Annotated in this window: 11 protein-coding genes; 6 read left to right on the top strand and 5 right to left on the bottom strand. The window is 58.7% G+C overall.

The genetic code is table 11. The features are described from left to right. Positions 1 to 15 precede the first annotated feature (15 nt). The 3 genes from TSACC_RS15050 to TSACC_RS15040 all read right to left on the bottom strand — a co-directional run bounded on the left by TSACC_RS15050 (position 16) and on the right by TSACC_RS15040 (position 5,509). Entirely contained in the window at positions 16 to 1,413 is a 1,398-nt protein-coding gene (locus TSACC_RS15050; RefSeq protein ID WP_084400510.1) for an MFS transporter, read from the bottom strand. A 77-nt stretch (positions 1,414 to 1,490) separates the two neighbouring features. Then, the gene (locus tag TSACC_RS15045; RefSeq protein WP_075080059.1) at positions 1,491 to 2,174 is read right to left on the bottom strand and encodes a type II secretion system protein; all 684 of its coding nucleotides are present in this window, start codon (positions 2,172 to 2,174) and stop codon (positions 1,491 to 1,493) included. Then, a complete protein-coding gene (locus tag TSACC_RS15040; protein ID WP_075080058.1) occupies positions 2,171 to 5,509 on the bottom strand; it encodes an exo-rhamnogalacturonan lyase family protein in 3,339 nt (1,112 codons plus the stop codon). The genes TSACC_RS15045 and TSACC_RS15040 overlap by 4 nt, the downstream gene beginning before the upstream one ends. Before the next feature lie 207 nt (positions 5,510 to 5,716). Here TSACC_RS15040 and TSACC_RS15035 point away from each other — a divergent pair, with 207 nt between their 5' ends. Together TSACC_RS15035 and TSACC_RS15030 are read left to right on the top strand one after the other, a co-directional pair. Next, entirely contained in the window at positions 5,717 to 6,331 is a 615-nt protein-coding gene (locus tag TSACC_RS15035) for a hypothetical protein (protein WP_153811461.1), read from the top strand. Between the two features lie 7 nt (positions 6,332 to 6,338). After that, a complete protein-coding gene (locus tag TSACC_RS15030) occupies positions 6,339 to 7,307 on the top strand; it encodes a hypothetical protein (protein ID WP_237763982.1) in 969 nt (322 codons plus the stop codon). Between the two features lie 18 nt (positions 7,308 to 7,325). Here TSACC_RS15030 and TSACC_RS15025 read toward each other — a convergent pair whose 3' ends face one another. Continuing rightward, positions 7,326 to 8,045: a PEP-CTERM sorting domain-containing protein gene (locus TSACC_RS15025; protein ID WP_169809662.1), complete on the bottom strand. Its 720-nt coding sequence runs from the start codon at positions 8,043 to 8,045 to the stop codon at positions 7,326 to 7,328. A 92-nt stretch (positions 8,046 to 8,137) separates the two neighbouring features. Here TSACC_RS15025 and TSACC_RS15020 point away from each other — a divergent pair, with 92 nt between their 5' ends. The 3 genes from TSACC_RS15020 to TSACC_RS15010 all read left to right on the top strand — a co-directional run bounded on the left by TSACC_RS15020 (position 8,138) and on the right by TSACC_RS15010 (position 11,109). Then, positions 8,138 to 9,100, top strand: a complete 963-nt coding sequence (locus TSACC_RS15020; RefSeq protein ID WP_075080054.1) for a LacI family DNA-binding transcriptional regulator — start codon at positions 8,138 to 8,140, stop codon at positions 9,098 to 9,100. Positions 9,101 to 9,184: 84 nt separating this feature from the next. After that, the gene (locus TSACC_RS15015; RefSeq protein ID WP_075080053.1) at positions 9,185 to 9,895 is read left to right on the top strand and encodes a rhamnogalacturonan acetylesterase; all 711 of its coding nucleotides are present in this window, start codon (positions 9,185 to 9,187) and stop codon (positions 9,893 to 9,895) included. Continuing rightward, positions 9,892 to 11,109, top strand: coding sequence for a Gfo/Idh/MocA family protein (locus TSACC_RS15010; RefSeq protein ID WP_075080052.1), 1,218 nt, complete (start codon positions 9,892 to 9,894; stop codon positions 11,107 to 11,109). The genes TSACC_RS15015 and TSACC_RS15010 overlap by 4 nt, the downstream gene beginning before the upstream one ends. A gap of 124 nt (positions 11,110 to 11,233) precedes the next feature. Here TSACC_RS15010 and TSACC_RS15005 read toward each other — a convergent pair whose 3' ends face one another. After that, positions 11,234 to 11,944 (bottom strand): response regulator, encoded by a 711-nt coding sequence (locus TSACC_RS15005; RefSeq protein WP_075080051.1) that lies wholly within the window; start codon positions 11,942 to 11,944, stop codon positions 11,234 to 11,236. A 764-nt stretch (positions 11,945 to 12,708) separates the two neighbouring features. Here TSACC_RS15005 and TSACC_RS15000 point away from each other — a divergent pair. Then, the gene (locus TSACC_RS15000; RefSeq protein ID WP_269084881.1) at positions 12,709 to 18,990 is read left to right on the top strand and encodes a type I polyketide synthase; all 6,282 of its coding nucleotides are present in this window, start codon (positions 12,709 to 12,711) and stop codon (positions 18,988 to 18,990) included. Positions 18,991 to 18,999: the final 9 nt, after the last annotated feature.

The raw sequence follows: 18,999 nt of genomic DNA, 5'->3' as shown, positions 1-18,999 counted from the left end.
TCAAATATCTGCGGATCAGCGGGAGGGGAGCGGCGGGACGTAGTTATCGTGGCCGCCATGCTGTTGCCAGCCGCGGAGGACGAGAACCATCGGGATCAGCGCGGAGGCCGAGATGCCGACCGTCCAGAGAAAGGCGACACGGTAGTTGCTGCCGGAGGCATCCATCAAGATGCCGATAAGGATATTGCCAATGATCAAGGCTCCGCAGCCGAAGACGTTCAGGCCGCTGGAGAACTGTCCGAAATACTCGGCGGGAAACAGCTTCATGGAAGTGGCTCGCTGTGCCAGTGCCCAGGCCATGGTGGGTAGAGAAAAGGCAAGGGAATAGACCAGGAAGCCGGTGGCGCTGCCGATGAAGAAAAAGGCAAGGAGCGCCCCAGCGATGATCGCCGAGATGGATGCGATGGCGACATGGATGGGCGAGAAGCGGTCGCAAAGCCAGCCGATCGGATAGGAGAAGACGAGCGAAATCACCGCAGTCCACCCGAAGACATGTCCCATCTCATTCATATCGAGATGCAGCGTGTTTCCGGCGAAAAGCGTAATGAAGTTTCCGGCGCAGTTCAGAGACGCTGTGACCAGCAGATAAGCCAGGAAGAAGTACCGATAGAGCGGGATCTGAAGGCACTCGCGGAAATAGACGATGAAGGTCTTGAAAAATCCGGTGCGTTCCGAGGCGGGTTGCGGGGGAGGATAGTTGCCCTCCTTGACCTTCCAGCACATCAGGAGGAAGAGGATCGTGTATGCGACGCCCACGCCGATAAAGATCTCGTGACGATGGGTTGAGAGGTGAGGGAATACAAAGAACAGAAAGACCGCGCTGCTCAATGTACCGATGATGGTGAACCATGCGAGAAACCGGGACATCACCGGGAGGGGCACTACGTCGCGGATGAGCCAGTTGTAGGCATTCACCAGCACCATGTTGAGGAAGTGAAAGCTGACGACAAAGACGCACATGAGCCAGATGACGATGTTCTTCTCACTCGTTCCGCCTGGAAGCAGATGAAAGAAATTGGAGCTGATCCATTTTGCCATCTCCGGAGCGAAGCCGACGGCCACGACCATGGAGGCCGTGAGCGGTGTGGCGACGATCAACAGGGGGATACGTCGGCCGAGAGGAGTGCGCAGATTGTCACACCAGCGGCTGATGGAGGGCAGGAAGAGGACATTGACGAGTCCGGCAAAGCTCCCCGTCATCACTCCGATCATGGTGTTCGAAGCCTGAAGATCTTTCAGGAAAAGGGGGAGGAAGCGACCGAAGACGGTTTCGAAGAAATAAAAGGCAAAGTCTCCCCAGAGCAGCCAGAGGGAGAGAACCATGAGGCTTTTTTTGGAGTAGACGAGGGAACCGGCGGTGTAGACGCCGGGCTGGGTGCCTGGCAAGGGAGAGCTAATCGGGGTAGAATTCATTCGGGGCGTTTCTGGTGACGGCCCGCGGGGCGAGACCGAAATGAACTCTTACCAATACGTGTTGGCGTCTAGGTCCGTCAATTCAGGACGGTTGACGCCGGGACGGACTCAATGTGGTAGTCGAAGAAAAGCACGTTGCGCACATGGCCGTGCACAGGCTTGGGAGCCTGTTCCGGGATACTCATGGTCGAGCCGTTGATCTGATCAAAGTCCTGGATCATCCATTGTTTTGACGAGTTGAATCCCGGGATTTGCTGGATCACCTGCATGCGGAGTGGCAGGCCGTCGGGTTGGCCTTTGCCGAATGGGCAATAATAGCCCGTCGGGTTGGCCTCGTTGTAGAATCCTTTGAGTCGGAACGGACTCCAGTAGCACTTGCCCTCCTGCATATGCATCGTGGTTTTCCAAGCCGGACACATGAGGGCCGGGGCGTTGCGAGTGACCGTATCAGCGGGAGGAAGATCCCAATAAGGAGCGAGGAAGGCCCCGAGGTCATTATTCTTGATCCGATAAGTCGACCGGATGCTGTTATCGCTCTGGCCGGGCAGGAGGCCCTGGTTGTCATTGGCATATTGCGCGATGGCGATGCCGATGGCCTTGAGGTTTCCCACGCATTTCGTGCGATTTGCCAGCCCGACGGTCTGCTTGTACCCGCCAAAGACGAGGGCGGAGAGGATGCCGATGATCGCGACGGTGATGAGCAGCTCGATCATGGTAAACGCAGCCGGGCTGCGCCATGGAGTGTACCGGGAGGCGTTCATGGGGTGGCGGGGGAGACTTCGGGGTTGAACCAGTTTTCCGGGTTGGGAGCCAGATACGGGGGGACGCCCTGAATGTCGCAGATGATATCACCTGCGGCCCAAAGGGCGAGTTCCCACATGGCGTTGGTTTGAGATTGATCCGGCGCGTAACTCAATGGCCCGGGCGAATATTGTGGCAGCGCTCCTCCGATCATGGGATCGGCTCCGGCATTGGACGCTCGCAGGAAGGCGCGCACCCGGCCATCTGGCGAGATCAGAGCGCAGCCATACTCGCCCTGGTGGATTCCGGCCACCGAGATAGCGATTGATGCTGTTCCCGCCGGGACAAAGAAGGAGAGACGCCGCTGGCCGATGCCCGCAAGATGGAGCTTGGATCGGGCATCGAGCACGGTGCGGATGTTTTCCCCGGCGATCCGCCACGCCCCGGTGATGGAATCCTGCATGCGGATGCGGAAGACATCGCCAGCCTTGCCGCTGATCTCAAAGGGAATGTCGAGCTTCTCGCCGGGTGAGAACTCCCGCTCAAGGATAGTGACCCCTGACGCATTGGTCACGGTGAGATGGCTCTTTTGCGCATCGGTCCTGGCCGACCCATAAGGCTTGCGGATGACGGAGGGGTGGGCTGCGTCCGACGTGAGAGCGAGAGCTGCAGACTGATCCCTCGGCCCTCGCTGCCAGAGATCTCCGGAGGAAGGAAAGTCGAGGGTGATCTCGTCGCGGAGACGGGTCTCGGCCTTGCTCAGAAGGAGTGGCGCGGCCTGGGGATCGTTCCGCCCATAGAAGCGGGACATCCGGCCAAGCGTGTCGGGGGTGAAGTTCATCTGCTCGGCGAGTTCCTTTCCAAAGCCCTCGCGGTCGATGAAGGCAAAGTCACGAACCATCGACTTCAGCACCATGTCCATGTCGGCGCGATGGCCTGCCTTTTCCGCGACGTAGGCTATGGCGTTCACAACGAGCGGATTGAGATGGGCGGGATAAAAGGGCGAGGTCGGCTTGCCCTCGGTGTCGGCGGAGTAAGGCCACGAGGCGCGAGGGGCATCCCAGGCTTTTCGCAGCCACCCTGTGCTTGCTTCGAGGGATTTCCAGATCGTCTCATCCCCGGATTGTTCATGATACTCAGCGAGAGCCGTCAGGAGGATGCCGATGAGGAACGGGCAGTTGCCGACGCGCTGGAGTGGGTCATGATCGGGGGGGAGTTTGTGCGCCCACGCGCCGCCCAGATCGAGCGTCTGCGACTTTACAGCGACTGACGCGATCTGGCCCGCGGCCTTGAGGTAATCGGGATCGGGGCGGAGTCGATACAGGCCCATGAGGGCCTTGATCGACCAGCCGGCCGAGCGCTCATGGGTGCCGAGGGATTTGAAGGACGGGGCGATGGCCCAGGTGAGGTGCTCGCCGAGTTCCAGCGTCGCCTCAGCCACGCGAGGGTCTCCCGTCAGGCACCATGCATCGGACATGCCGTCGGCCCAGGTGTGGCCGTTCGTGCCATCGGTATGCTCGTCGTAAGCGTGGCTCCAGGTCGCCTGCTTCGGGCGGTTGGGGCCTTCCCACACGCCGGTATGACCGATCGAGTGTTGATGATTTGCGCCGACGTAGCGGGGATCGGGATAGGCGTGAACGATGTCGACATCCGCCTGGTGGCGCGCGGCACGCAGGGCGAGGCGGAAATAATCGGTATTGCCTGTTCTTGCGAACTGCTGGAAGAAACAATGTGCGAGGTCGTATTCATTGTTGCCCCAGTTGCGCTTTCGCTCGCCGAACCAGTCTCCGTAGTTGAAGAATCCGTACTCGCGCTGGGCGCGGGCCAGGTCCATGTGCTGCTCGTAGCTGCGGGAGACGAATTCATCCCAAAGCTCGAACTGCGCGCCTTGCGGGGCCGGGATGTCGCCCAGGGCGCGGGTCGAGGCGTACCAGCCCGCCGGGATGATCGCGACGAGCGGCGACTGAATTTCCGCGAGCAGCGCCTTGCGGGGAACCTTGCCGGAGAGGTCGATGGCCAGCCGCTCGGTTGTCGACATGCCCCACTTGAACCGGTAGTTGCCGGAGACGAAGGGAAACTTCAGGTGATACGGCAGGTCGTCGCCGAAGGTCGGGCCGGGCAGTTTGGGGAGCAGTCCGATACGGGCGCGATTTTCGCCTGCGGAGAATCCCTTCGGCCAGCGTTCCCAGAAATCGAGTATTGCCACTCCTACCCTGGCATCCCCGGCGGAGACCAGCCAGCTGCCGGAGGTGCGTCCACCGGGTTTCGTCTGGCCGTCAATGGTCCAGGAGCTATGGCTGTCGCTGGATTGAAAGACTGACAACTCCCGGCCTGAGACAAGACGGGCGCCTTTGTCATCTGCAGTCGGTAGGTTTGCGAGCACCTGGGTGATGGTGTCCGGGGCTTGGAGATTCAGGTCAAGGGAAGCAATGTCGGTGAACTCATGGGAGAGATCGTCATTGATGTGAGTATGCGCGATCTCCACCACCGGGGAGGCTCGACGAAATGTCAGCCGTGTTGTGTAGCGCATGAACGACTTGCCGGAGCCATCTCCGTAGCGCCCGTCTACCCGGATAGTGATTCGCTCCGGGCCGGACTCCTCAACCGCGATCGACTCGGGAGGGAGAGCTGCCGTGGAATAAGCCGTGCCGTCAGTCGCGGTGAGAGTGATGCCACTTGCATCACTCTTCCAGGCAGATGGCACCTTTTCCGACGAGCCGAAGGCCTTTGCGATCAAGTTGAAGTGTGTTTTGTCGATAGTGACCGTCACCGCCCCGGTCGAGATCTGGAGGGTTTTGTCATCCTGGCTCAGCGTGAGCGTGTTATCCGTGGATTTCCCATCGGCTTTTTCCGCGAAGCTGACATAGCTGGTTGCCGATTCGTTGGCTTCGATTTTGATGCGGCTCTCGATAAGCAGCCAGCGAATGCTGCCGTCGGGCCAGCGGGAGGTCACCGTGAATTGAGCGGGCAGGGGAGAACCCTTCGCATCCGAAAATCGCGCTCCGGCTTTCTCGAAGATGGCTCCCTTCGGCAGGGGAAAACCAAAGCGTACACTGGCCTCCCGTCCGACGCCTGACTCCTCGGTGAATGTCACTGGGACGCGATCCGTGAGGCCTGCCCCCTTTTCCGGCGTCGGATCAGCAAACGGCTCTATGCCGAAAGGGACCGCAGGTCTTGGGCGGGGAAAGGAAAACGGAGCAGTCTTTTCCAGCTTGTCGGCGGTCAGCCCGAGATTGTCTGACGACTCGTATTTCACCCATTCGTTCTGAAAGCGATAGGCGTCGTCCTGCGCGTCGACGATGAGGGCGCAGGCGACAAGAAAAGACAATACCAAGGGCGCTCGGGAGAGAATCATGGAAGGAATTACCGTTAAATATACCGACAATAAAGGTGTGTCAAAGATTTTGCCTCCATTCCTCGCTTTATCCCTCTACCAGAGGGTGAGAAAGGTGATGCAGAGAGGCGCTAAAAAGATAAAATATAGAGAATGGTGACGAAAAACTTCATTGAATATAATGATAATTACCGTTATCTTTTCTTTATGCATCAAAATTCCCCTCTGATGGCCTTTCTGGCTGGTTGTGTGCTTTTTTCTCTGACGGCTTCATCGGCTCTGGCGGAGTCGAAGGAGGAATTGGCGGAAAAACTGGCGCTGGGCGGGACGGCTCCTTTCAAGGAGATGAACATCCTCTTTGAAAGCACGGCAAAAGTTCAAACGCCCGAGGCAAACACAGAAAAAGCCTCGCAGGTCCGTATGATTCGCGGCGAGGTGGTGGGTAAGGACAGGCTGCTTTTTGAGATACGTTTCGACCACCCACCGGTCCTTGACCGCTCATCTTTCTGTCTCTACCTCGACATCGATAACGATACGGCGACCGGCCGTCAGGACGAAGGGGTGCAAGGTGTGGACCTGATGGTTGCTCTGGAAACCGCACAGGGTAAATCGCCGTATGTGCTTTTCAAGAATCCAGACTTCAGTGCCGAAAACACAAAGGTGCGCGCGGCCTGGGATGGACCCAATCTCTACATCACTCTGGAGCTTCCGCTGCCGGATCAACCGTCGGCTGCGCGAGTCTTCCTGCTTTCCACGAAGGATGGCGGAGCGAGCAATTTCCGCACGGCGAACGATACGCTGCTGGAGTTGGTTCCCTCCGATAAATCCCTGCCTCCGCTCTGAGGTGGCCGTGCTAGTCTGGCCTCGCCTCGCGCTTTTGTGGCTGCTGCCCCTGGGGGTTGCAGCGGAAGCGCGGAGCGATGGCGGTTTCTGGCTGGGCGACGGATCGTTCCGTGCTCATGTGGCGGCGGATGCGGAAGGGCTGAGGGAAAAGTACGGCCCGCGCTTTGATCCGATCCGGGTGGATCGGGTGGAGAGCGGAGGGGTGGAGTTCCTGGGCGAGGAGGGGTTGATCGATGAGTTCAGTTCCCGCTGGTCGCCGCCTCCTGGCTATGACGGGGGCTTTGAGGGAGGCTTTCTCAAGATCGGTGTCGGGCTGCTGCGGCGCATGCGCGTGACGCCATATCGATTCTGGGATCCGTATCCGGTGCTGCTGCCTGCGACGACGGAGCTGGTTGAGAGATCGGCCTTGCAGGCGGTCTTTGAGCAGCGCCTCGACGCCGGGCGGTGGCGATATCTCTATCGCAAGAAGATCTCGGTCGATTCCTCGGGGGGCCGGGTGGAGATTTCTTATGAATTTCAAAATACCGGCCGCGAGCGCATAAGCTTCGACCAGTACAATCACAACTGGCTCTGCATGGAGCGCGGCCTGCCATGGGTGTTTGCCACTTCATTGCGTCCTGGCATTCAGTGGCTGAGGACGGCCAGAGCCGTCGAGGGAGGGATGCGGTTTGAAAAAACGCCTGCTGCGCCTCTTTATTTCACCGCAGAGCAGAGGGATCGGCCATTGCTGGGCTGGGCGAGGTGCTCGGATGGCCGGCGGGAGGTGACGGTGACCGCCCTGTTGCCGGTGTCGCGCCTGTCGATCTTTGTGAAGGATGGATTCCTTGCTCCGGAGATCTTTGGGGTGTTCCGAGCGGAATCCGGGGAGAGTATCTCCTGGAAGAGGATTTATATCTTCAGGACCGGCCTGGAAGGACTTCCCCGAAAAGGAAAAGAGCAGGACCAGGTGTTTCTCCCGGTCCTGCCATCCTCCTGAAAGTGTATCAGTATTCCCTTAAGCTTTCGCAGAACGCCTGCGGGAGCGATAGATGCTCGCGATGGCGGCTCCTCCGACGATGGCGAGTAGCGCCGTGGTCGATGGTTCCGGGACGGATTGAGCCACGAAGTTCAGTGCGGCGGTGTTGTTGGTGTAGGTCGCGCCCTGATCTGCCGTGTAGAAGGTGTCGCCGATGCCCGACTTTCCGCCGGTGCTGGACACTTGGGTAAAGTTCATCGCCCTGTTATTGGCGTTGGTATCGAAGGAGACGAGTACTCCGTAATAGCTGTTGGCGGAAAGTGAGTAAGAACTCGCAAGATCGAAGGTTATGTAGCTTTCGTTGTTGTAGGTGGTCGGGACCGTTGCGGATTCGGAATAGAGCGGAGTGAAGGGAGCCGACGGGGAGGCGGTCAAGCTGGCAAGGGACACAATGGAAATCGTCATGCTCGCCCCCAGTGCCGTGGCGGTGGGGGTGCCATTGGAGGCGATAAAGAACGTCACCTTATCCAGGCTGATTGCGGATATCGTGGAAAAGCCAACGCCGACCCACCGATTATTACTGGTGGGCGTTGATCCATAGTTTCGCACCTGAATGTCGCCGGTTTTCGCGCCGGTGTTGGACCGGATCACGTCCGAGGTGGGGAGTGTATCGGTAAAAAGGATGGTTGCTGCGGGGGAGGTGGCGATTCCGAAAACAGAAACGGCCAAAATGATTGTCTTCAGGAGGGTGATTTTCATATCGAATAATCGGTAGTACATTAAAAATTACCGACAATTGTCAATTGCTAATTTTGTTGGCCTGATCGGTCCGGGTGGATACCTTGCGGGGCATGCGGATCAATCAGGCAAAGATTGCCAACGAGTTGGGAGTGTCGGTGATTACGGTTTCGCGGGCGTTGCGGAACCATCCCGATCTGGCGGAGGCTACGAAGGAGCGCATCCTGGAAAAGGCTCGCGAACTCGGCTACACCCGTCTTCGCACGCCAAAGCCGTCGTCCACACTGCGGCGGGCGGCGGTTGTATTCTATGGAGCCTCCCAGGTTGATCCGCTGGCTTCCGGAGTGAGGCGGCTCATTTTTTTCGGTCTGCATCAGCAGTGCAAGGCGCTCAACACCGAGACGGCGATTGAGATGCCCTCGATGTCGGAGGTGCCGGCTGCTGTGCGTAACCGTAGCGTGGAGGCGGTTTTCCTTTTCGGGCGCTACACGGCGGAAACCGTGCGGAGTCTCGGGGACATCCCCGCGATAGCCGTGAGCAGCTACTCGGAAGGCATTGATCTTCCGCGTATTACGGCAGATAACTTTGGGGGCATGAGGGATGCGGTGAACCATCTTGTGGAGCATGGGCACCGCCGGGTGCTGTTCATCCGCGAGGAGGAGCCGCTAACCCAGATCTTTCTGGAGCGAGAGAGAGGTTACGAGTGGGTCATGCGGAAGAATGGACTGCCCGTGGAAGTTGCCACATGGAATCTCGAAACCGATCCCCGGCCCGCAGTCCTGGAGAGTCTTCCCAAGGGTTCGGCGATTGCATTTGCGAGTGACAGTCTGGCTGGTGCGGCGATGGATTACTTCGAATCCAAGGGTTGGGAGCTGCCTCGGGATTGCAGCATGGTTTCCTTTGATGATACGGCTCCTGCTTCCCGGAGATTAACATCCTTTTCCCCAGACTGGACCCTGATGGGAAAAATGGCGGCCGACCTGTTGCTCGCCTGGCCCGGTCTGCCGCGCCGCACTCCGGTGGAGGTTCGCGTGCCTGGGCGGTTATCTGTCAAAGGATCGGTAGTTTCCGTCTAGTTCTGTCATTTTTCAATTATTCCCACGCGGGGGATTTTTTATTTCTGATTGATAAGTAACGGTATTTGTCGTTACTTAAATATCATGACATTTTTCAGATGCCTTGGAGCATGCGCTGGGATCTTCCTGCTCTCGACGAGTGTTCCAATGGGAGCAAAGGCGGAGACCGTGGTGGTATTGGTGGGGGATTCCACGGTGGCAGATTGGGCGAAGGAAAAGCCTGCCCGGGGATGGGGGCAGCTATTGCCGGAATATCTTGTGGAGGATTCCCGAGTCATGAACCTGGCCGTCTGTGGGGCCAGCACCAAGACATTCCCGGATACGGGAAACTGGCAAAAGGCCGTGGGCAGCGGAGCGAAATACATGCTTATCCAGTTTGGGCACAATGACTCCCACGCGCCGGACAAACCCGAGTCCACCAAGGCGGATGGGGAGTTCACCGCGAACCTCGAGCGATTTATCACCGAAGCCAGGCATGCCGGAATCACACCGGTCCTGGTGACGCCGGTGCATCGCCGGATGTATGGCGCGGATGGCAAACCCTCCACGGAATTGGCGCCATATGCAGCCGCGACGAGAAAGGTGGCCGAAAAGATGAATGTGCCCCTCATCGATCTCTATGCAGTCAGCGGCGAGTATTTCGAGAAAATCGGGGAGTCAGGCTCCGTGGGTATTACCGTATCGGACACGGACCGATCACATTTCACCGAGCAGGGGGCGCGGCAGATAGCCGGGTTTGTGGCTGCGGGACTCAAGGACACGTCGCCAGAAACGGCTCAACTGGTTAAGCCATGAAACCGCGTATCGCTCTTGTCGGCGTATCTGGATTCGCCGGGGTCTATTACGAGGACCTGGTGACAAGAGCCGCCGCAGGGGGGCTCGATCTGGTCGCAGCCACCGTGATCAATCAAGAGGCAGAGCCCCTGAAATGTGCGGGACTCAGGCGGGCGGGATGTCGGATTTACTCCCGGTATGAGGACATGCTGGAGGCCGAGGGGGGGCGGGTCGACCTCTGCATCATCCCCACGGGCATCCATCTCCACGCGCCAATGACACTGGCGGCCCTCGAGGTGGGGTGGAACGTGCTGCTCGAGAAGCCGGCCGCGGCGACCATCGCCGAGGTTGAGCAAATGAAGCTCGCGGAGGCCCGGAGCGGACGGTTTGTGGCGGTGGCGTACCAGCATATGTATGCGCCGGAAACGATGTTGCTGAAACGTGCTCTGTGCGAAGGACTCGTGGGAGAGCTCCAGGCGGTAAAATGTCTGGGACTCTGGCCGAGGGACGGGGCGTATTACTGCCGCAATGATTGGGCGGGGCGCATTCGGGTCAAAGGGCGATGGGTCCTTGATGCGCCATTTAACAACGCGCTGGCGCATTGGCTGAACCTCATGATCTTTTTTACCGGAGAGAAGGTTTTGCGTGCGGGCTCTCCCGTTTCACTCGAGGCGGAGTTGTATCGCGCCCGGCAGATTGAGAGTTGCGACACGGCGTGTTTTCGGATCGGAACGGACTCTGGCGCCGATGTCTATTTTTGGGTGGGGCATAGCTGTGCCCGGGAGTTGGGACCGGTGATGGAGATCCGCGGATCGGCGGGTGCTGTTCGCTGGGCTGGCAAGCAGATCGTTCATCGGGATGCGAAGGGGGAGCGCATTTTTGCCTCGTGCAGTGATTCTTCCGCACTGCGCAAGTATCTTCTGGACGCAGTCCTGGCCCGCTTGCGAGATGAACCGGTTTTTTTGTGTGATCTCGACATTGCCGGCCAACAAACGGTGATTTCCAATACGGCTTTCGAAATAGCCCAGATTCACTCCATCGAGGGCGAGTATCTCATCCCTACTCCAGAGCAACCCGGAGAGCTTCACATCGGCGGCATCGAGCAGCAAAGCATACGGGCTTTTGCGGAGGAGAAGATGTGGAGCGAACTATCGACAGGCTGGACCAAGCCCCCGACCAGGACAGTCTTTGCTCCTGCCATCGAACCGGCGCCCCTCGTATCGCTGGTTTCTTAGGGTGGCGGAGCGGGGAAAATTAGCTTAGCAAACGGCGTTCATCGCGCCGTGTTAATGGGAAAGGATCGCGAGAAGATCTCTCGTGGACGCGGTCGGTATTTTTGCGGCATCCGCGACCGGACGGCTAGACGTCTCCGTCTGGCTCGCTTCGCTGGTATTCCCCTCGCGTGAACGACCAGGAGTCGCTTTTTCGCAATTGGCGGAGCATCTTGATCAGTTTGGACTCCAGCAGGAAACGGCTGTGTATGCCAAAGTGGGCGAGCAGGCGCTCCACGTGCTTTTCCACGGTGCGGTCGGCGATCTTGAGCCTTTTTGCGATCTCCTCATTGGTCTGCCCGTCGAGGATGCCTTCGGCAATGTCGGCCAGACGAGGAGTGAGGCCGAAGGACTGGAAATGACCGTTGGTCAGCGAAAGCCGTTCATCGGCCAGCAAGGCGGCTTCATACGCCTTCAGGGCTTCCGAGATGGTCTTGCGCAGCGGAGCACGGAGAAAAGGCTTCACGAGGTACTGAAACGCGCCTTGGTTTACCGCCGAGATGGCCGATTCCATGGAGGCGTTGGCGGTAAGGATGATGATCTGTGTGAAGGGCGAAGATCGTCGGATGGACTCCATGATCTCTATCCCCTGGAGGACTTGCGATCCCTGGGGACTTTTGATTTGAAGATCGACTATCGCAACAGGGAAAATTTTCCTCGCAGCCGCCTCGATGCCGAGCTCTCCGGTGGGGTATCCTTCCACGGTGCAAATATCCACAAGGAGGTTCTCAACGATCTGAGGCAGGTCGGGCTCATCATCGATCATCAAAATGCGCGGGAGATCGAGAGAAGTGGACATGACTAAAGCTTTCAGAGTGACGTGACTTACATCAATTCATCGAAGTGTAACCTTGGCAACAAAAAACCCGAAATTTCCTTTTTTGGCGATATTCCGTGATATCTGATAAAATACGTGCGTGTACGCAAGTTGGGAATTTTGGGTGCGATGTAAATTGCTTTCGATGAGTGATTTGTGGTTTATTTATTAAACGGACTTCCTGGGCGGATTCCTGAGGCGCGAGGCGAGATTGCGAAGAGGAATGCATTCTTTATCCGAATGAAATAATTCTCAGCCAGACGGCTCAGTCAGCTTCCAGATATGGCTTGAATCCCGGGCGGATGTCGCTGCCATGGGGGCGGTTTTTTCGTGTATGCGACGGCTGGAACTATGTGATGGGAATGGGGGATGGCTTAGTCTCAGAAGGGTGGAGAATGCCGGTGGCAGGAGATGTGACTGCTCCCTGCTGAGGGAGGGATTTCCGCTTGGGGAGGGGCTGCGGGGCGGGCGGAGGAGGTAATTTAGGAATCTGGAATGATTTTTACGATTAATAAGAAAGTAATCAACGGGTGTGATTCGAGGTGGGGGATTCGTTGTTCCCGACATGGACGTGACTTTGGAGAGAATGCGAGTCGATTGGAGGGGAATGATATAGGCGACAGCTAATAAAATAAGCTTAGTTTCGGGGTGGAGAAAAAGTTTGATGTTTTTGACCATGCCGGGAATGACGTCGAGAGATTCTGTTCGGACTTGGAGAGAGGTTCCGGAATTGGTTAGGTGCCCGGGTGAGTTTGGAACCCCAAAGTGACCGGAGGATTGCGATCGTTGGCGCAGGATGTCGCATGCCTCCTTCCGCGACATCCCTCGCCGCATTCTGGAAGTTTCTGGTGCGAGGCGGCAGCGCGTCGAAGGCGCTGAAGAAAGACCGCTGGGACTGGCGGCAATACTACGACGAGGATCAGAACCGACCGGGCAAGAGCTACGCCGCGAAGGCTTCCTATCTGGATCAGGACGTCCGCCAGTTCGATCCGCTTGCTTTTGGAATGTCTCCGCGTGAGGCGGAGTCCCTCGATCCGCAGCAGCGCTTGCTGCTCGAGTCGGCTTGGGAGGCTTTTGAAGACGCGGGTTATCCCCTGCACAAGATGTCGGGATCGAGCACGGGTGTTTTTGTCGGCGGCTTCTGCCTGGATCACATGGTCATGCAGGCGCAGCCCTCCAACCGGCATCTGGTCAATGCGCACTCTGCGGGCGGGGTGATGATGACGGTACTCTCCAACCGCCTGTCGCATGCCTTCAATCTGCGCGGCCCGAGTGTGACGATGGATACAGCCTGCTCATCCTCGCTGGTCGCCTTGCACTATGCGTGCCAGAGTCTGCTCCTTGGAGAGTGCCGCATGGCTCTCGCGGGAGGGGTGAACGTGATGACACGTCCGGAATTTCCGATCATCATGAGCAAGGGGCATTTCCTTTCGCCTCATGGTGAGTGCCATACCTTTGACGAAACGGCGGCCGGTTATGGGCGTGGAGAAGGAGCGGGCGTGCTGCTCTTGAAAAAGCTGGAGGATGCTCTCGCGGACGGAGACCAGATTCACGCCGTGGTCCGGGCCAGCGGGGTCAACCAGGACGGTCATACGGATGGCATCTCGCTTCCTAATAGTGCTGCCCAGGAGGAACTGATCCGAAAGGTTTACAGCACAGCAGGGGTGCCGGTCGCGGAGGTGGATTATGTCGAGGCGCATGGCACTGGCACGCAGGCGGGCGATTCCGCAGAGCTCGGAGCGCTCCATCGCAGCTTCTCCGAGGGAAGATCCCGCAATCTTATTGTCGGATCGGTGAAATCCAATATCGGACACCTCGAGGCAGCCGCCGGGGTGGCGGGAGTGCTCAAGACTATCGGCATCCTGAAAAACCGTCAGGTGCCAAAGAATCTTCACTTCAAGAAGCCCAATCCAAACATCCCCTTTTCGGAGTATTGCGTCGAAGTGGCCAAGGAGACCAAGGCCCTGCCGGCTCCGGCCGAGAAGCCGACGGTTTATGCGGCGATCAATTCCTTTGGCTATGGAGGAACGAATGCCCATGTCCTGCTGGAGTCGGCGCCAGATCGAAAAGCCGTCCCCGCCGCCGACGGCGGAAGCGCGGTGAGGGTCATCCCGTTTTCTGCGCAAAGTGACAAGGCTTTGCGGGATCTCGCGGGTAAGTTTGCCTTTTTGCTGGGACAGCCGGGATATGGAACGCTGGAAGATTTTGCCCATACCGCGGCGCATCGTCGCAGCCACTTGAACTTTCGCGGAGTGGCACTGGCTTCCAGCCTTGAAACCTTGCGGGCGCAGTTCATTGCCGCATCGACCGGAGAGGCTCACGATGGTCTCGTGACAGGAGCGGGATCAGCAGAGCCCGGGGCGGGGCTGGTCTTTGTCTATACCGGAATGGGGCCTCAGTGGTGGGGAATGGGACAGGAGCTCGTCAAGACCCAGCCCATCGTGGAGCAGACGCTTGATGAGATCGACGCGATCTTCCAACCCCTCGCCGGGTGGTCGCTCAAGGAAGCGATGATGGCGGATGAGGCTTCGTCCCGCATGGCGAGGACAGAACTGGCTCAGCCCGCGAATTTCGCCCTGCAGGTGGCGCTCACTCGCTTGTGGGCATCGTATGGGATTCATCCTTCGGCAGTCGTTGGCCATAGCGTAGGCGAGGTGGCATCAAGCTACGTCGCCGGGGTCTACTCTCTCGAGGAAGCGGTCCGCGTGAGCTACTATCGCAGCCAGCTCCAGCAAAGCGCTGCCGGGCAGGGGGCCATGTTGGCGGTGGGATTGCCCGAGGCAGACGCTCTGGCGTTGCTGGGGAACGCTCCCGGGGTGTCCATTGCGGCTGTTAATAGTTTCAACGCAGTCACCTTGTCGGGCGACACCGAACAGCTCAAAGCCATTGCCGCCGGTCTGGAGGAGCGCGGAATCTTCAACAAGTTCCTGCGCGTCGAGGTCGCCTATCACAGTCCGCAGATGGAGCCGCTGCGCGAGCCCCTGCTCACCGCGCTGTCCGGGTTGGCGCCAAAACCGGCGCGTATTCCCCTGTACTCGACCGGTTATGGAAGGATCATTCCCGCCGAGGAATGGTCGGCTGAGTGCTGGTGGCACAACGTCCGCCAGCCGGTGCGGTTTGCCGCAGCGATCCAGGCACTGATCGAGGACGGTTTTGCCTCATTCCTCGAGGTGGGGCCGCATCCGGTGCTCGGCAACTCGATCAAGGAATGCGCTGCGCATCTGGAGCAAAAGGTGCGGTGTTTTGTCTCGTTGCGCCGGGCTGAGCCGGAGATGGCTCGCCTGCTTTCAACGATAGGGGAGTTGTACTGTGCGGGATACGATCCCGACTGGGCGGCGCTCGCGCCGGCGCATGGCGTATTTCTACCGGGGCCGCAATATCCGTGGCAGCGTGAGACGTTGTGGGTGGAGTCGGAGCGATCCAAAATGGAGCGTCTCGGTCTGCCGGGGCCGGTTTATTTGAACCGCTCGCTCATCGCACTCAATCCCACTTGGGAGGTGGAGATCAATCGCAACTACTTCCCGTTTCTCTTCGATCATGGCGTGCAAGATCAGACGGTCTTTGCCGGTATGGGATACATCGAGGCGGCGATCAGCCTGAACAAGCAGGTGAACTCCAGCGTTGCCGTCGTACTCGAAAACGTCAGCTTTGAGCGCGTCTTGGTGGTGGATTACTCCAAGCTCCAGTATCTCGTGACAGAGTACGACTCAGAGGAGGGGCGTTTTTCCATTTCGAGCCGCACGGAGGGAGAGGAGATTGGGAACTTGCGTCACTGTCGCGGGCGTTTGCTGCCTCAGGCCCAACCAGTTGCCAGGAAGCTTGATCTCGCTGCGCTTCAGGCGAAATGCGCGACGCCGGTGGATCGTGAGGCCTTTTACGACGATCTATCACGCCGGGGACTCCATTATGGCCCGACCTTTCGCCCGACGAGGGATATCTGGATCGGCGAGGATAGCTATCTGTTGAGGCTCGATGCCTCGGATACTCTGGCTGACGAGACGCATTTCCTCCATCCGACGCTCTTTGACGCGGCGATCCAGCCCATTCTGTACCGTTCGGGGATGGCCGGGCTGTACGTGCCATTTTCCATCGAGCAGTTTGAGTATCATTCCCGTCCCGGCTCGAAAGAGCTGTTTGTCTACGGCGAGCTGACATCGCGAACCTCGTCTCGGCTGGTGGCTCACGTCTGGCTGATGGATGCCCAGGGCGTCGTGCATGCTCATGGGCGGCATATGTCGCTTCAAGCCATCGACATGAAAGCCGGTGAATCTGCGGAATCACCCTACTATCAGCTCCATTGGAAACAGGCTCCGCTCTCGGGAGAGAGCAGGGAGTCCGTTTCCGGAGCCGTCATACTTGCCGACCCCCGGGATTCCGATCTCGCATTGGCTAACGAGCTCTCGGCGGCGTTACCGGGGTCAGAACTGATCGTGCGGGAGTTTGCGGGAGGAGCGAGCCGGGGAGATTTTTCCTCAATACTTGGCGCGGCCGCTCTCGCCAACCGGGGGCGGATCATCCTGCTCTGGGGGTCCGGCGGGCAGGTGATGGAGGACATCCTGGCGGCGTCGGAGTTGTCCGAGCGTCTGGTCGCTCTATTGCAGGCGGCAGCCATGATGCCTGAACCGGTGGTCGACATCACCTCGGTCACAGTCGGCGCGAAGGCGGTGAATGATGGCGAGATCATCACGAACTGGCTGGCATTTTCCCTCAATGCCATCGGCATGGTCGCCCAGAATGAATACGACGCGATACGCTTCCGTTCCATCGACCTGGACTCCGCCGGGTCGCAGGCGGTGCTTGACGAACTGGCCGCCGGCAGCAATGGCGAGATCGCCTATCGTGCCGGAGAGCGACTGGAGAACATCCTGGAGTCTCTCGACGAAGGAAACTCAGCGGTCCACGTCGAGACTCGCTCTCTTGATGAACCGGTCGAGCTTCAGGTCGGAATCAAGGGAAAGATCGACTCGCTGTACTATGAACCATCGGAGCGGGTGGACCCGGGTCCCGGGCAGATCGAGGTGCGCATCCATGCGAGCGCGCTGAATTACAAGGATCTCCTCAAGGTCGAGGGCAGACTTCACCCCGGAGCGGTCGAGGGGACGTACAACGAAGGGGAGTTTGGGATGGAGTGTGCGGGAGTGGTGTTGAGAGCCGGCCCAGGCAGCGCCTTTGCCGCCGGAGACCGCATTATTGCCGTGTTGACGCGAGGCTTTCGCAGTATCGCGACCATTGACGAAGGCTTTGCGGTCAGGATACCTCAGGGCTTCGGAATGGACATGGCGGCGGTGCCGGTCGTTTATCTGGCTGCCTACCATGGTTTGGTCACCATCGCAAATCTCCAACGTGGCGAGAGGGTGCTGATACATCACGCCTCGGGAGGTCTCGGCATGGCCGCCATCGAGATCGCGCGCTGGCGTGGTGCGGAGATTTACGCCACGTCGGGCTCGGAGGAAAAGCAGCAGTACCTCAGGGGTCTCGGGATCAGTCATGTTTACTCCTCCCGTACGCTCGATTTTGGCCAGCGCATCCGCGAGGATACGGGCAACGAGGGTGTGGATGTCGTCATCGGCGCCCAGACCGGACAGGCCATGCATGTCAGCCTCAATCTGCTACGCACCGGTGGACGGTATATTGAGATCGGCAAGAAGGACATCGCCGAGGACAACAGCCTTCCGCTCCGCGCCTTCAACCGTAATCTCATCTTTGCTTCGGTCGACATGGATCGTCTCGCCAGGGAACGGCCTTCGTTTGTTCAACAAACGCTGCGCGCGGTCGTGGATCATTTCGCCCAGGGAGATTTCAAGCCCGGCCCGGTGCGGGTTTATCCCGCGGCGGAGATCAAGGCGGCCTTTGCGGAGATGGAGCGCAGTCAGCACATTGGCAAGCTGCTGGTGGATTTTTCGCAGGGCGAGGTCGAGGTGTTGGTCAAGGAGCAGCCCGCGCCGGTCTGCCATCGCGATGGAAGCTACATCGTCACAGGTGGAACTTCGGGCTTTGGCGTGGTGTCGGCTGAGTGGCTCGCTTCGCAGGGGGCTGGCAAAATCTATCTCGTGAGCCGATCTGGCAAAAAGGCTGGAGGTCTGTCGGAGGCGATGGCTCGCATTGAGGCGGCGGGAGCCGAGGTGGAGGTGCTATCGGTCGATGTCACCGATGCCGCCCAGGTCTCGGAACTCGTCTGCCAGGCTAATGCCGCCCCTTATGCTCTCCGTGGTGTGATCCACGGAGCAATGGTGCTGGATGACGCAATGATGGCAGACATGACGGCCGAGCGTTTCCGCAAGGTTTTCCTTCCCAAGGTGGCCGGCGCGTTGAACCTCGCCGCGGCCGTAAAAGGTTCTACGACACTCGACTTCCTCGTCTTCTACTCTTCGATCTCCTCGGTGATTGGAAACCGCGGACAGACGAGCTATGTGGGAGCAAACCGCACACTGGACGGGCTCGCGACCGTTCTCCGGGCGCGAGGCATACCTGCAATCTCGCTCAACTGGGGGGCACTGGCGGAATCCGGCGTGGTGGCCCGGGATGAAAGACTGGGCACTGTATTGGCTTCCTCCGGCATAACCGGCCTGGGCAACCGCGAGGCGCTGCAGGCGCTGGGAACGGTTCTGAGGGCGGGAAAAGAGCAGATCGGCGTTTTTCTGATGGATTGGGAGAAATGGCGTGATGCCAATCCCAAGCTCGCCGGCCATGCGCTTTTCCGCGATCAGACGATGCGTTCCCAAACGGCTGGCAACGAGGTGATGGCCCGCATCCTTGAAGAATTGACGGATGCTTCTCGCGAGCAACGGATGCGTGTTCTCGAGGATCGCCTGCAAGACGTTCTCGCCAAAACTCTTCGGATGTCGAAGGATACGATTCCAATGACCCGCAAGCTCAACGAGATGGGGGTGGATTCTCTGATGGTGCTGGAACTTAGTCTCGGCATTAAGGAGCAAATCGGCTTGAATTTCTCGGCGATGGAATTCCTCAAGGGGCCAACTCTCCGACAGTTGGCCACCTTGGCGGAAAGCCGTCTGTGGGGCACTTAACATTGACTA

It is taken from the genome of Terrimicrobium sacchariphilum (assembly GCF_001613545.1).
GTDB lineage: Bacteria > Verrucomicrobiota > Verrucomicrobiia > Chthoniobacterales > Terrimicrobiaceae > Terrimicrobium > Terrimicrobium sacchariphilum.
The sequence above is the reverse complement of the archived record's forward strand: the minus strand, read 5'-3'. Positions and strand labels throughout refer to the sequence as shown.

What these genes read in the sequence shown, in the direction of transcription:
- TSACC_RS15050 (WP_084400510.1), bottom strand. Translation starts at nt 1,413, where the DNA reads ATGAATTCTACCCCGATTAGCTCTCCCTTGCCAGGCACCCAGCCCGGC.
- TSACC_RS15045 (WP_075080059.1), bottom strand. Translation starts at nt 2,174, where the DNA reads ATGAACGCCTCCCGGTACACTCCATGGCGCAGCCCGGCTGCGTTTACC.
- TSACC_RS15040 (WP_075080058.1), bottom strand. Translation starts at nt 5,509, where the DNA reads ATGATTCTCTCCCGAGCGCCCTTGGTATTGTCTTTTCTTGTCGCCTGC.
- TSACC_RS15020 (WP_075080054.1), top strand. Translation starts at nt 8,138, where the DNA reads ATGCGGATCAATCAGGCAAAGATTGCCAACGAGTTGGGAGTGTCGGTG.
- TSACC_RS15035 (WP_153811461.1), top strand. Translation starts at nt 5,717, where the DNA reads ATGGCCTTTCTGGCTGGTTGTGTGCTTTTTTCTCTGACGGCTTCATCG.
- TSACC_RS15010 (WP_075080052.1), top strand. Translation starts at nt 9,892, where the DNA reads ATGAAACCGCGTATCGCTCTTGTCGGCGTATCTGGATTCGCCGGGGTC.
- TSACC_RS15025 (WP_169809662.1), bottom strand. Translation starts at nt 8,045, where the DNA reads ATGAAAATCACCCTCCTGAAGACAATCATTTTGGCCGTTTCTGTTTTC.
- TSACC_RS15015 (WP_075080053.1), top strand. Translation starts at nt 9,185, where the DNA reads ATGACATTTTTCAGATGCCTTGGAGCATGCGCTGGGATCTTCCTGCTC.
- TSACC_RS15005 (WP_075080051.1), bottom strand. Translation starts at nt 11,944, where the DNA reads ATGTCCACTTCTCTCGATCTCCCGCGCATTTTGATGATCGATGATGAG.